The sequence below is a fragment of the Paenibacillus sp. EC2-1 genome, from assembly GCF_049311625.1.
Classification (GTDB): domain Bacteria; phylum Bacillota; class Bacilli; order Paenibacillales; family Paenibacillaceae; genus Paenibacillus_AQ.
Window position 1 is genome coordinate 3,876,914 of the sequence record NZ_CP186006.1, and the last position, 12,653, is coordinate 3,889,566.

The window sequence follows — 12,653 nt, forward strand, 5'->3', positions numbered from 1 at the left end:
TATTCCAGCCGCTTCAAGGAGGATATTCCATTGTACACATTGTCACCTCTAGGGATTAGGGACCGTCTTCGCCGGATATTTTTGAACCGGTATGCCGCCTATTCCTTGTTCATCATTATCATGTTAATTAAGCTAGTCCTATTTCATTACAATCTGAAGGTAAAGAGCATCGACATGAATCCAGTTGATTATATTATTGCTATTGGTTCACTTCTGCTCGTCTCATTCTGGACATTCTGGCTTCCTCCAAGAGGGAGAATTGCGTCTTTAATGCTAATGAATCTCATCCTTACGGGTTTGATTTATGCTGATTTGGTTTTTTATCGCTACTTTGAAGATTTTATTACAGTTCCTGTACTCATGCAGGCTGGACAGGTCGGTTCGCTTGGCGAAAGTATACGCTCGTTAATCCATTGGCAGGATCTATTCTTTTTCATCGACTGGATTATAATTGTACCACTCACCGTCTCCCTTAGCTTTCGCAAACGTCGCTTGCACAGCAACACAAGACCATCAATGAAACCTTCGCTCTCTCGTAAAAATATCATGGTACGGAGATTTATCGCGGGTACATTGACGCTTCTGCTAGGATGCCTTCTCACTTTCGCCCCGATCAAAATCGCATCCAAAACGTGGGCAGTGGGTCTATTTGAGAGCAATTGGTGGAATGTTACTCTTTACAATGTTGCCGGTCTTATCGGTTTTCACGGTTATGACATCTATCGTTATTCCAAAGACAACCTCGGTCCCAAGCCAGTCCTTGGTCAGGAGGAGGTTCAAAAGATTCAAACTTGGTTTGATGAGGAGCGTTCCAATCGAACAGTTAAAAACAACACTTTTGGCAAATATGAAGGCAGCAACGTCATTATGATTCAAGTCGAAGCATTTATGAATTTTGTTGTGAATCAATCCATTAACGGACAAGAAATTACGCCAAACTTCAACAAACTGATCAAGGAAAGTATGTATTACAGCAACTTCTATCATCAAACGGCTCTCGGAAGAACTTCTGATGCTGACTTTGTAACACAGAGCTCATTACTTCCACTGCCTATGGGATCTGTCTTTACACGGTATGCTAACCATAAATATGATACGATTCCATCCATTTTAAAAGAAAATGGCTATGCCGCTAACGTCTATCATTCCTATGACAGCAGTTTTTGGAATCGGAATAATGTATATAGAGAAATGAATTATGATCGCTACTATAGTAAAAAAGATTTCGTTCAGGATGAGATGATTGGCTGGTCAGTAAGTGACGCATCTTTCTTCAAGCAGTCCTTAAACATGATGAAGGATGTTAAAGAACCATTCTATTCTTTTCTAATTACGTTAAGCAGTCATCACCCTTATGGAATACCTAAAGAGAAACAGAAGCTAGATACTGGAGATTTTCAAGGAACGATATTCGGAAGTTATCTACAGTCCATGCACTATGTTGATGAAGCCCTCGGCCAATTCGAAGAACAGATGAAGTCCCAGGGATTGTGGGATAACTCGATATTGCTCATTTACGGTGACCATGACAACTCGATCAAAGATGAGGCTTTTTACGAACAGTTTCTCAAGCATGATGTTACGGAACTCGATATGAAGCAGATCATGAATCAGGTTCCGCTGTTAATTCACTTACCGGATGGTGGTCAAGCTGGAGTATATGAGGAAGCCGCAGGCATGATGAATACTGCACCAACAATTTATCATTTGCTCGGCATCTCTCAAGAGCCCTATTATCTTATGGGAGATAGCCTGCTAAGCGGTAAAGAACGACTTGTACCATTTCGCAGCGGCGCCTTCTCGAATCATGATGTGTTCTTTATTCCAGCAGAAACAGGAAGTTTTGAGAATGGAACATGTTACGATCTATCTACTCGAAATCCTACGGATATCAATGCATGTAAGCAAGGGTATGAAGAAACAAAGAACCAGCTGAAAATATCAGATCAAACGATCACTTATGATCTTCTCAAGCAGTTTAAAGCAACTTCATCCAACGAATAGTTTCTTATTTGCGTTTGTTATTTGCGTATGAGCCTACGTGTATCACCTAAGCTCATACGCTTTTTTTACGCAAAAAAACCCGCCAGGAGACTCTCTCAGGGCGGGTTAATACAGGACTAGCGCGTGTTACCTTTCATCTGAATGAAGCTTGGACAGACGTTCCTTCTCTTCACCGAGCAGTTCCTCTGCTAATTCAACAGCGTTCTTATTCGCATACCCTTGGGCTTGAATAACAGCCTGCTCTGTATGAGCTAAAGAATTGTTCGCTTGTTGAATTAATTGTTCCGTTGGATGGGACAATGCAGAAGATACGGCACGATGTAACTTCTCAGCCGAATCTAACGCGCTATTGGCCGGATTATTCGAGTGAAGACTGGAATCGTGACTGTTCATTATGGTTGCTCCCTTCTAAATTACAAGGTTCTGCCTGCACCCATAGCATGGATGTGTTAGCGAAGAACTATGCACTAAAGAAGAAAAATAATTAAACTGATAAAAATAAGTCAAACTACTTAATGAAAGGCTTTGCCTTGGCCAGTACTTCTTCTTCGGTCTGGGCACTGATATAGCGACCATTCACATAGACAAAAGCACGTTTCTTACAAGGTCCACAGTATGATTTGCAGCCGACTTTGATATCGGCATCAGGTGCAAGTTTCTTCAGCTTCGGAATGATTGTCTTCAAAGATGTAGCTTTACATTTTTCACATACGCGAATATCGTTTGCCATGTCATATAACCTCTTTATATGAACGACCTAATGGTCGCCGTGATTTCCTTTGGATGGATTGGTGATGATAAATCCTTCTTGCGGGAGATATAAGTAATCGATTTTGACGCCATCAAGCAGTTCTTGACCTGACTCCAAGATCACATCAATTTCTTTATCCGTAGATACCACTACATCCGTTTCCTTCGGCGTATCAAGATCGAGACCATAATGAGCATGATCTCCATGTGCGTGTGTAATGACAACACGGAGTTTCTTGCCTTGATTTTCTTCCTTTTCAAGTTCTCTCTTTATCACTTTAGCCGCATTGCGGGTAATTTTGCAGTTCATTTATGTTCATCTCCTCATGATTCACTCACTCAATATTTTATTTTATCCCTCGCGGAATGTTTTCGCAAGCAACGATTCGGTTAACGAGCAGGTGGAATCCGACCTGGCTTGTCCGAATTCAGCTCAGGGTATTTACGTTCAATTCTGCCAACGAACCAGTTCATAAGCAGCATCGTCACACCGATATCATCGATCGGCATGAAGGGCATAAAATCCGGTAAAACCCAGTACAGTGCAGCAGGAATAATAAATAACAACTTGTCCCCTACGGCAATACCCGGGGAGAACAAGTATTTGAATATTCGTTCAAAGACATGAGACCAACGCCGAAGCGACAGTAACCTTCTCCATTTCATGGCGTTCCCTCCGATTCATAAATGTATCGTCTACAAGTATTAATACCCTATCGTGACCGATATGATAGAAGGGACAACCACCGAAGTCTCTGATGCTCAATTACGGTGGCTGTCTCTTCACGTATAGCTTACGCATTATCACTGAAATAGTTTCACGCCATTTTCAATCAAGCGACATGAACGCCGCCATGACTGAACTCACCTCAACACACAAATCCTCGAAATCTTCTGCCGGTAGAGGATTTGTTCCTCGTCCGATCTCTACAGTGAAACCTGGTCTGCGAAAATTTTTAATAAACCAATCCTTATAACCCGCATCACTTCCTTGCAGCTTAACGGGCCGATGTCCACTTGCCTGGCCTAAACGAACTGCATATGTTTCACTATGAGGAGGTTCATATCCCCTATAGTTCCAATATATCTCTTGACCTTGACTATGAAGAGATATAGCGCGTTCAGGCAATGTGTGTATCGTGTGTTTAACTAAGGCTTCTGCCTCTGGTTCACATAGAGGTGCAATACCAGCATAATCTTGTGAACTCGGGGATGCCTTACCTCTTCTCTCTACTTCCTCTTCCCAATGTGCTGGAAACTGATCCCCGAGATCGACGCCTCGAATATTAGCTTTCCAGCGTCTGAAGTCTTCCCTTCCTTCATTCCACTGTATCAACTGATCATAGTATATGTGATTCGGCAAAATTCCCTCTTGAACGAGCTCAACACCATCAGGATTGGCCATCGGTACAAGCCATAGCGTGTAATTTTGGTACCATGTCTTTGGATCATATCCATGTATAGAGGAGCCTGTTGCCAACGCTGATGCATAAATCTCTAGGAATCTCAGGAGACATGGACTCGTGATCCATTCATTCGCATGTATCGCCGCATTGACATGAAGATGCTTTAGACCATCCCCTATTTTGACCGCATGTAGCGGTTTCCCCATGACACTTGAACCAATCGTATTGCATTCGATAACAGGAAACTGATCAGCCAAATAATCCAAATCTTTTGACAACTCCCTAGGACCATACTCTCCTGCAAGTCTTACGTGGTATTTCGGCTTAGAGGGAGGAAGAACGATGGTTTTTCCAATAGGAAAGGTATAGATCGACATCCCCGGGTTCATTTCCTCCAATTGTTCTGGCTGAAAATGAAATGTACGGGCAATACTTTCAGGACTATCTCCTTCTTGAATCACGTATCTTCGGCGTAGTGATGCCGGAAGATATATCATTTGACCAGGCAGCAAGTAAGGCTGCCGGTCTGCCCAAGGATTGGCGGTAATTAGCTGTTCACGAGCTAGACCATGTCTTGCCGCAATCCTTTGAAGCGTATCTCCTTTTTCCACGATATACTGCCGCATGACGTTTTCCTTTCCGGCAGCCGCAGCCACCCGCTTTTTTTACCGTCCATTGCATGTATATGAGTTACAGGTTGTACGAAATGTGTCGCTTGCCTGCGGATAAACGAAAGAAACCGGACTCCCGCGGGAATCCGGCTTCCAAAAGTATTAAAATACAAAATGAATTAGAGCTTCGTAATCTGCCAGACAACGGGTGTCCGCTTAATCTGTTCCCCTAGCCATTCTGTAGCAATGCTCTGGAACATCTCGGCATCACCAGTACAGAAAAATTGGTGAATTGGTGTCTCCTCACCACTCGAAAGTTGGCCTTTGTCATACAGAATCGTACTGATCTCCCGAGCCGTCTCATCGGCTGAGCTGATTAATTTTACACTAGGTCCCATTACCTGCTGTATTGTATCGACTAGGAATGGATAGTGAGTACATCCAAGGATCAAACAATCTATCGTGGTTTGTTTAATTTCACGGAGTGATTCTTGAACGATATCAAATGAATCTGAAGAACGAAAGAGACCATGTTCCACAAGTGGAACTAATGCAGGACATGCCTGGCTCTCTACCTCTACAAAGGGTGATAGTTGTTTAAGAGCTAACGTATACGCACCACTGCCTATCGTACCAACAGTACCGATGACACCAACATGTCCGGTCTTGGTTGCACTGATAGCAGCACGGGCACCAGGATGTATGACACCAATTACTGGAACAGACACCTTGGCTGAAATATAATCAAGGGCTGCCGCAGTTGCCGTATTGCACGCGATGACAATCATTTTGGGATCATATTGAAGTAAATAATCTACGATTTGTTCCGTAAATAAACGGACTTGTTCCGAGGTACGCGGTCCGTAGGGTGCGCGGGCAGTATCTCCGAAGTAAATAATTTTCTCTCTTGGGAGCTGCCTCATCACTTCTTTGGCAACGGTTAGCCCACCTACACCCGAGTCTAGTATTGCGATTGCTTGCTGCACGAACACACCGCTTCCTTCTTGTCATTATTCAAATCTTAGCTGTGTTACCATATGTAATACAGACATGAAACGTACCTAAATCTTAACCCAATTCCTTTCCTTCTTCAACTTGATATAGAGGCCAAAGTGGCATCCAGCTTCGTTTTTGTCCACAAAATGGAAAAGAACTACGCCTAATTGCGGCCCTTAAATATCGTATACTAGAGGGGGTTAATGCAACTAACAGAAAGTCAGGTGAGACGAAATCATGCTTGGCACAACGGAACTATTTAAAGCCGCTCAATCCTTCATTGAACAAGCGTTTGTTGAGATGAATAAGTCACCCGAGGAAACACGGGATCGAATAAATGAAATTTCATCTGAGATTCAGCAGACGGGAACTTATGTACATACGTTCGAGGAGCTAGAACATGGTGCCAAAATGGCTTGGCGTAACAGTAATCGCTGTATCGGCAGGCTGTTCTGGGACAAGCTTCGCATCATGGATGCAAGGGCAGCAGAATCCCCCACAGAAGTGGCATCATTTCTTCTTCAACATATCGAGAACGCAACGAATGGCGGGAGAATTATGCCTACCATTACAGTGTTCAGTCCAGATTCATTGCGCATTTGGAATCATCAACTCATCCGATATGCAGGTTACGAAACAACAGATGGTATTATTGGGGACCCGGCTTCCATCGCATTCACCCAGGTATGTGAAAAGCTTGGCTGGATTGGAAAAGGAACAGACTATGATGTTCTCCCCCTTGTTATTCAACTGAATAATCAAGAACCGGAATGGTTTAATATACCCGATCATTCCGTGATTGAAGTCAATTTAGAACACCCGGAAATCCCATCATTCTCATCCCTAGGACTGAAGTGGTACGCTGTCCCAATCATTTCCGATATGTCTCTTGAAATCGGAGGAATTATATACCAGGCTGCTCCGTTTAACGGATGGTATATGGGAACTGAAATCGGAGCTCGTAATCTTGCCGATACATTTCGCTATAACAAACTCCCGCAAATCGCCCAATTAATGGGTCTGGATACACACAGTGAAACGACACTATGGCGTGATCGGGCACTCGTTGAACTGAACGTTGCCGTTCTGCATTCTTACAAGAAGGCAGGTGTAAGCATCGTAGATCACCACACAGCTGCCATGCAATTCCGTTCATTTGAAGAACGGGAATCTAAGAGTGGCCGAGAAGTTACTGGGGACTGGACATGGCTCATTCCTCCGGTGTCTCCGGCGACAACGCATATTTTTCATAAATCCTATTCTGATGATTTGCGTAGTCCTTCTTTTCAATATATGGATAAAGCCTATTAAATCACATTAAATTCAAAAGTCACTCCTAAATAAAATGGTTTGGTTCACTCCTCCATTTTTCAAAGGGGTGATTTCTTTTTGTACAGGGGGATTTTCCATTCGAGTGAAGAAATTATACATAAACTAATTCTCGGAGATACGGAGGGAGTTTAATCCATGCTAAGGAAACATACAGTACTGTCCAGATCTCTAACATTATTAATGATCCTTACAGTCACTACTACGCTGACGGGTAGCTTAACCGAGACATCATTCGCTGATCAGTCCCCTTGGGATATTGCATCAAATGAATATGGTAAACCAGCAGCTGTATATTTTGACAATCTCAATGTAATACAGGGCAGCCCGCCCATAAACCACAAGGGAACGATCATGATCCAAGCGGGACCGTTCTTAAGAAGTATCGGTTATCAAGTGACATGGGACGCTACAACGAAGAAATTAAGTGCCACGAAGTCTGGGAAGCCACCTCTTACATTCTGGGAAAATCGTAAAGAAGCAGAAGTTGATAACCAACTCATTAAAAATTTGCCTGCCGCTCCATTTGTAATTGAGGATGAACTATGGGTTCCTCTTCGTTTTACTGCGTCAAGTTCTGGATTATTAGTAATTTGGAATCCATATGGTTCTTTTGCTACTATCCGCGATCCCCATGCACAAATTCAATTACGTGTAGGAACAAGAGCAGATAATGAAGTGACCGACAACCCCGATGCCCTAATCCAGTACATGAAAGATAACTGGGAAACGAACGTTCAAGTGAACCTTACTCCCCCTAGAAACTTCCCGGACAAGACCAAAATTAAAATAGCAGCCGGTGATATGGAGTCGCTTATGCTTCTTCCAGATAGCTTTGAATTTCAAAATGATCTATTCCAGTCAATAGCGCTGGATCTAAACCAAAGTCTTAAGTCTTACCCAGCCTTACAAAAGATTATCGATGAATCTGGCATGCCTGTCCGTAGAATCGATGGAAAGACATACACGATTCCAAGACCTTATGATCCAAACGACGCCCCTTTCCCTGCCCTGCGTCAAGACTGGCTCAACAACCTAGGAAGCAAGCATCCGATAACGATGGACGACATGTTCAACTTACTGAAACAATTTGTGAGTAAGGATCCTGACGGGGATGGGAAGAACAATACCATTGGAATGTATGCTTATGTGCAAGGCAACAACCTGGGATCACTTAGCTGGGTCGAGCATGCCTTTACAGGAAGTCCGGACCGGTTCACTCTTTCCAAGAATGGTGAAGTGATAGATCATGCGATAACAGCCGGCCAGAGACAAGCTTTAGAATGGCTCAATCGCGCCTATACTGATGGTCTATTCAATAAAGATTTTGCAACGATTGACCCTGATCAAGTGAAAGAAAAAATTCTTAAAGGTCAGACTGGTCTCGCTGTATTGAATTTTGATGTTGCGGCTAAACTGACACTGGATAACAAAGGAACCTGGACTCCGGTTTCTGGATTGAAAGCCACATCAACCGCAACAGAATTCGCTCCCTGGAATTCGATTGGTGGCGGCGCATATGTCGTATCCAGTATGTCGAGAATCGAGCCTGCGAAAGTCTTGAAATGGCTGGATCAAGGTATTCAAATGTCTGAGTCCGGGAAGTGGGATGCTATTAAGGAATTGAAGCAAGCAGACAAATCCGCCATTCAAAATTTATTCGGTCGCAAGGACGTTTTACAATCCAATGCACTTCTTGACGCGCTAGTACCTGAAACTAAGAAATTGTATGAACAAGCCGCTACAAGCTGGCACCGAATCTCTTATGCTGGTCAAACAATTCCAGAAGCGAGTCAATTGTGGAGCCAAGGTCTTTATGCTGAATCTATAAGTGAACTGAATGAGATGAAGATTAAAGTCATTCAAGGGGAAGCTACACTTCAGGACTGGGATCATTTCATAGAGAAACTGACAGCTAGTCGACAATACCAATCCATGATAAAAGACTTAAACAAGCTTATTAAGACCCAATAAGCATTCGCAGATTGAACAGCCCTGATCGAAGCTCGGTAATCCGAGGTTCGATCAGGGCTGTTCCGTTTCATATTTTGCTTATTTTTCTTCTTCCTTAACGCTGTCACCGCTATCATTGAAAGAGGAGATCTGAGCAACTTCCTCTGCTTCAGTAACCCAAGGTTCTTTCTTATTCCGCCAAGATTGAATGTCAGAGATCACGCCCTCAGCACGATCTGTTACAACACCGATCAGATTTATTCCTTGCTCTCCCACTTTACCTGCAACCTCCTGAACTTTCCCACCAACTTGGCGAGCGCCATCCGCAATATCCTGACGCAATTCTTTACCCGATTTTGGTGCCAAAAGAAGTGCAGTTATAGAGCCGGCAATACTCCCGATCAAAGCTCCCCACAAAAGCCCCTTATTCTTCTCTTTCATTGTCCATCTCTCCTTCTAGTCTATTCGGCATGCCCGTCACCTGACTTCGGAGTGCGGCGGTTCCACGTATACCAGAGAGTCATGCCTGCATCGACCCAGCGAAACACTTCACCAATGCGGCGTTCATTCTCTAGACGGGCCCGTTCCATATGTTCGATAGCTGCCAGCGAGGCCCGTTTGCTAACTGAATGTATAGCATCGGCAGTCTTCGTAACAGCGGATGCTGCCTCGCTCACAGATGTCACTATAGATTCACCTGCTGCCAGCTGACGCTGAATGCTGTTCAAGGAAACCGATGCCTGCTCTAGCACCCGCGTGGCTTCTTGCGATAACTGTGTACTTTGGATTTCCAGATTTCCAAGCACAGTTTCGGTGCGTTGTAGCATTCTTCGGACTGACAGCATGATACCTATCGTTGCTACGGCAATTAGCAAGACACCGACAGCAACGGCCAGCGCGCTCCATTCCACCATATGTCCACCCTCCTTAATGTTAGGCTGACCGGGCGAATGCCTAGTCGCATGATGCATTATAAGCAGAGTGGGCTTGGCTTGACACACGGTTTATGAATTTATTTTTTACTCGCACAAAAAAAGCCCCATACCAGAATTGAATCTGTACGAAGGCTTTCACAATAATTATTGCGGTAGCTATGTATAACTATAACTATAACTATAACTACATCCATCAAACGAATTACATCCTACAACTCTTGCTTCAGATAATTCCTAACATTCGTCGCAAACTGCTCCAATATATCCGCAAGAACTAGGGACAATGGATGAAGAGTGTGGCGCGGCCAATCATAATATTCCTGAACAAGAGGCTTACGCAGACGAACAAGTTCAATCAGAACAGAATGAACTTCACTTGTCATTACTTTCTCTTCATGAATAATATCCAGTATGTCCTCATAACTGCTGGCATCTCTCATAATAAAGCCGTCAATCAGATAACTACCTACATCCGTTACGACTTCAATAGCCAAATGAAGAGCACGTTCCTGAACTAATCCAAAGACCAGTCCCCCATCCCATGACTCCGCCGCCTGACGCAATCCGGCTGAAATTTCGGGAATCGCCCCCAGACGTCGTTCAATTTGTTCCTGATTTACATAATACACAGGTGATCTCCTCCAGCATTTCTTGTATGTGTTCTAACGATTCTGTTAAAGAACATATGGCAGCAAAGACCTACACTTCGTAATCTACACTTATGGAATGATCTTTGACCGTATTAATATAACGAATAACCTCTTGATGTACAGGATGTACTTGATACGCTTGTAAATCTTCCAATGTGTCCACTTCCGAGATCAAAGCGAGATCATAAGAACGTTCTGAGCGGATAATATCACTTCCAACTTCCAGTGAGCGAAGCTGCGGAATTTTCCCTTGCATGTCTCTCAGCACCTGCACGGTACGTTCGATATTATCAACTGTCGGCTCTTTCAACTTAAAAAATACGATATGTTTGATCATCATCTGTTCCTCCGTCACTGAAATATTGTTTCACTTGTCTATCATACCTCTCCTGCTAAAAAAAAGAAATCGCTGTCATGAGAACGATGACATTAGCATCACACTCGTATCAAATATAACCTGATTTATGATAAGTTATTTTATCTAAAAAAAGAACGAGCCTCTCGGCCCGCTCTACGAATTTACATTATTCGGTTGAGTCTCTACTATTCCCCTATCCGTTCTATCATATTTCGAGCAACCCATATTCCCGCTGCTCCGGCTTGCGCTAGTCCACGGGTTATTCCTGCCCCATCTCCGCCGCAATAAAGTCCCTTAATCTCCGTCTCAAACGTTTCCGTAAGCTTCGGACGTGCAGAGTAGAACTTCGCTTCCACCCCATAGAATAATGTATGCTCAGAGGCTATACCAGGGGTCACTTGATCCAGGGCTTCCACCATTTCAATAAGGCTCTTCATCGTATTGTACGGAAGCACAAGACCCAAATCCCCGGGTACAGCTTCTCTCAGTGTTGGCTCTAAGAATCCTTCTCGGATTCTTCCTTCCGTAGTTCTGCGTCCTCTCAGGATATCTCCATATTTCTGAACAATGACTCCACCGTTGGAAAGGTCGTTCGCTCGTTTGCATATTTCGCGTGCATATTCATTCGGCTTATCAAACGGTTCCGTGAATTTGTGGGACACAAGAAGTGCAAAATTCGTATTGGATGATCCAAGAGCTGGATCTTTAAAGGAGTGTCCATTTGCAGCCATGACACCGCTATGATTCTCTACGACCACATGTCCAGATGGATTGCTGCAAAAGGTGCGGACGCGTGTTCCAACCGAAGTATTAAAAATGAACTTGCCCTCATACAAATGTTCGTTGATCTCTCTCATTACGATGTCTGAAGTCTCGACCCGAACACCAACATCAACCTGATTGTTATGCATTTTGAGCCGGCGCTTCTTCAGCACACTGGTCAACCAACCCGATCCATCTCGCCCAGGGGCAATCATAACTAGATCCGCTTCATATACTTCACCATTTTTCATAGTGATACCGGTAATCCGGTGAGCACCATCCTCCTTAATGGTGTTTATATCTTCTACTTCTGCTTTAAAGACCATATCAATACGGGTATTCAGATACTCATAAATCGACTTAAGGATCTCCAAATTCTGCTCCGTACCCAAATGTCGAACTTGAGCACGCAATAGCTTGAGTCCTGCAGCATAACCACGCTGTTCAATATCTGTTATAGCTGCTGTTGTTGGATCCGTTATATTGGTCGTAGCACCATGCTTTATATTAATATCGTCTACATATTTGATGAGTTCAAGCACTTTTGATCCAGATAAATAGTCTGTCATCCAGCCGCCGAATTCTGTTGTTATATTGAACTTACCATCACTGTATGCCCCCGCCCCACCGAATCCGGCCGTGATCGAGCAAGCAGGCAAACAACCGGCAAAATCTTTCCGCCCTGCAGCAGGAGGACACAACTGAATCTTCTCTTCTAGTATCGGACAGCTTCTCCGGTAAATATTGTGTCCCTTATCTACAAGCAGCACTTTGCTCTGCGGCGACTTCAAACTTAATTCATAACAAGCGAAAATACCGGCCGGACCGGCTCCAACAACAATCACATCATATTTACTCATCTTATCCCCCTGTTTGACTATACTATTGTCGCAGATGGG

The 12,653-nt window shown here is 43.8% G+C and carries 14 protein-coding genes; 3 read left to right on the forward strand and 11 right to left on the reverse strand.

All coding sequences use genetic code 11. The annotated features are described in order from the left end of the window. Window positions 1-24 precede the first annotated feature (24 nt). Window positions 25-2,004 (forward strand): LTA synthase family protein, encoded by a 1,980-nt coding sequence (locus ACK8P5_RS18270; RefSeq protein ID WP_422661512.1) that lies wholly within the window; start codon window positions 25-27, stop codon window positions 2,002-2,004. Between the two features lie 126 nt (window positions 2,005-2,130). Here the strand turns inward: ACK8P5_RS18270 and ACK8P5_RS18275 are convergent, their stop codons facing one another. From ACK8P5_RS18275 to racE, 6 genes are all read right to left on the reverse strand, one after another. Further along, window positions 2,131-2,397, reverse strand: coding sequence for a hypothetical protein (locus ACK8P5_RS18275; protein WP_422657685.1), 267 nt, complete (start codon window positions 2,395-2,397; stop codon window positions 2,131-2,133). A 115-nt stretch (window positions 2,398-2,512) separates the two neighbouring features. Further along, window positions 2,513-2,734 carry a DUF1450 domain-containing protein gene (locus ACK8P5_RS18280; RefSeq protein ID WP_422657686.1) on the reverse strand — a complete coding sequence of 74 codons (222 nt, stop codon included), beginning with the start codon at window positions 2,732-2,734 and terminating at the stop codon, window positions 2,513-2,515. Window positions 2,735-2,761: 27 nt separating this feature from the next. Next, the gene (locus tag ACK8P5_RS18285; protein ID WP_422657687.1) at window positions 2,762-3,064 is read right to left on the reverse strand and encodes an iron-sulfur cluster assembly accessory protein; all 303 of its coding nucleotides are present in this window, start codon (window positions 3,062-3,064) and stop codon (window positions 2,762-2,764) included. An 80-nt stretch (window positions 3,065-3,144) separates the two neighbouring features. Then, window positions 3,145-3,420 carry a hypothetical protein gene (locus tag ACK8P5_RS18290; protein ID WP_422657688.1) on the reverse strand — a complete coding sequence of 92 codons (276 nt, stop codon included), beginning with the start codon at window positions 3,418-3,420 and terminating at the stop codon, window positions 3,145-3,147. A gap of 163 nt (window positions 3,421-3,583) precedes the next feature. Continuing rightward, entirely contained in the window at window positions 3,584-4,786 is a 1,203-nt protein-coding gene (locus ACK8P5_RS18295) for a M14 family zinc carboxypeptidase (RefSeq protein WP_422657689.1), read from the reverse strand. Window positions 4,787-4,950: 164 nt separating this feature from the next. Beyond that, window positions 4,951-5,757 carry a glutamate racemase gene (racE, locus tag ACK8P5_RS18300; protein ID WP_422657690.1) on the reverse strand — a complete coding sequence of 269 codons (807 nt, stop codon included), beginning with the start codon at window positions 5,755-5,757 and terminating at the stop codon, window positions 4,951-4,953. 247 nt (window positions 5,758-6,004) lie between these two features. On the opposite strand from racE, the gene ACK8P5_RS18305 reads away from it, so the two are divergent. Next, window positions 6,005-7,078: a nitric oxide synthase oxygenase gene (locus tag ACK8P5_RS18305; protein WP_422657691.1), complete on the forward strand. Its 1,074-nt coding sequence runs from the start codon at window positions 6,005-6,007 to the stop codon at window positions 7,076-7,078. 156 nt (window positions 7,079-7,234) lie between these two features. After that, a complete protein-coding gene (locus tag ACK8P5_RS18310; RefSeq protein WP_422657692.1) occupies window positions 7,235-9,070 on the forward strand; it encodes a stalk domain-containing protein in 1,836 nt (611 codons plus the stop codon). Between the two features lie 78 nt (window positions 9,071-9,148). Here the strand turns inward: ACK8P5_RS18310 and ACK8P5_RS18315 are convergent, their stop codons facing one another. The 5 genes from ACK8P5_RS18315 to ACK8P5_RS18335 all read right to left on the reverse strand — a co-directional run bounded on the left by ACK8P5_RS18315 (window position 9,149) and on the right by ACK8P5_RS18335 (window position 12,614). After that, entirely contained in the window at window positions 9,149-9,490 is a 342-nt protein-coding gene (locus ACK8P5_RS18315; RefSeq protein ID WP_422657693.1) for a YtxH domain-containing protein, read from the reverse strand. A gap of 20 nt (window positions 9,491-9,510) precedes the next feature. Next, window positions 9,511-9,963: a DUF948 domain-containing protein gene (locus ACK8P5_RS18320; protein ID WP_422657694.1), complete on the reverse strand. Its 453-nt coding sequence runs from the start codon at window positions 9,961-9,963 to the stop codon at window positions 9,511-9,513. A gap of 230 nt (window positions 9,964-10,193) precedes the next feature. Next, a complete protein-coding gene (locus tag ACK8P5_RS18325; protein WP_422657695.1) occupies window positions 10,194-10,613 on the reverse strand; it encodes a DUF86 domain-containing protein in 420 nt (139 codons plus the stop codon). Window positions 10,614-10,683: 70 nt separating this feature from the next. Continuing rightward, the gene (locus tag ACK8P5_RS18330; RefSeq protein WP_422661513.1) at window positions 10,684-10,971 is read right to left on the reverse strand and encodes a Dabb family protein; all 288 of its coding nucleotides are present in this window, start codon (window positions 10,969-10,971) and stop codon (window positions 10,684-10,686) included. A 206-nt stretch (window positions 10,972-11,177) separates the two neighbouring features. After that, the gene (locus ACK8P5_RS18335; RefSeq protein WP_422657696.1) at window positions 11,178-12,614 is read right to left on the reverse strand and encodes an NAD(P)/FAD-dependent oxidoreductase; all 1,437 of its coding nucleotides are present in this window, start codon (window positions 12,612-12,614) and stop codon (window positions 11,178-11,180) included. Window positions 12,615-12,653 lie beyond the last annotated feature (39 nt).

What these genes read in the sequence shown, in the direction of transcription:
- ACK8P5_RS18275 (WP_422657685.1), bottom strand. Translation starts at nt 2,397, where the DNA reads ATGAACAGTCACGATTCCAGTCTTCACTCGAATAATCCGGCCAATAGC.
- ACK8P5_RS18280 (WP_422657686.1), bottom strand. Translation starts at nt 2,734, where the DNA reads ATGGCAAACGATATTCGCGTATGTGAAAAATGTAAAGCTACATCTTTG.
- ACK8P5_RS18285 (WP_422657687.1), bottom strand. Translation starts at nt 3,064, where the DNA reads ATGAACTGCAAAATTACCCGCAATGCGGCTAAAGTGATAAAGAGAGAA.
- ACK8P5_RS18290 (WP_422657688.1), bottom strand. Translation starts at nt 3,420, where the DNA reads ATGAAATGGAGAAGGTTACTGTCGCTTCGGCGTTGGTCTCATGTCTTT.
- ACK8P5_RS18295 (WP_422657689.1), bottom strand. Translation starts at nt 4,786, where the DNA reads ATGCGGCAGTATATCGTGGAAAAAGGAGATACGCTTCAAAGGATTGCG.
- ACK8P5_RS18305 (WP_422657691.1), top strand. Translation starts at nt 6,005, where the DNA reads ATGCTTGGCACAACGGAACTATTTAAAGCCGCTCAATCCTTCATTGAA.
- ACK8P5_RS18310 (WP_422657692.1), top strand. Translation starts at nt 7,235, where the DNA reads ATGCTAAGGAAACATACAGTACTGTCCAGATCTCTAACATTATTAATG.
- ACK8P5_RS18315 (WP_422657693.1), bottom strand. Translation starts at nt 9,490, where the DNA reads ATGAAAGAGAAGAATAAGGGGCTTTTGTGGGGAGCTTTGATCGGGAGT.
- ACK8P5_RS18320 (WP_422657694.1), bottom strand. Translation starts at nt 9,963, where the DNA reads ATGGTGGAATGGAGCGCGCTGGCCGTTGCTGTCGGTGTCTTGCTAATT.
- ACK8P5_RS18330 (WP_422661513.1), bottom strand. Translation starts at nt 10,971, where the DNA reads ATGATCAAACATATCGTATTTTTTAAGTTGAAAGAGCCGACAGTTGAT.
- ACK8P5_RS18335 (WP_422657696.1), bottom strand. Translation starts at nt 12,614, where the DNA reads ATGAGTAAATATGATGTGATTGTTGTTGGAGCCGGTCCGGCCGGTATT.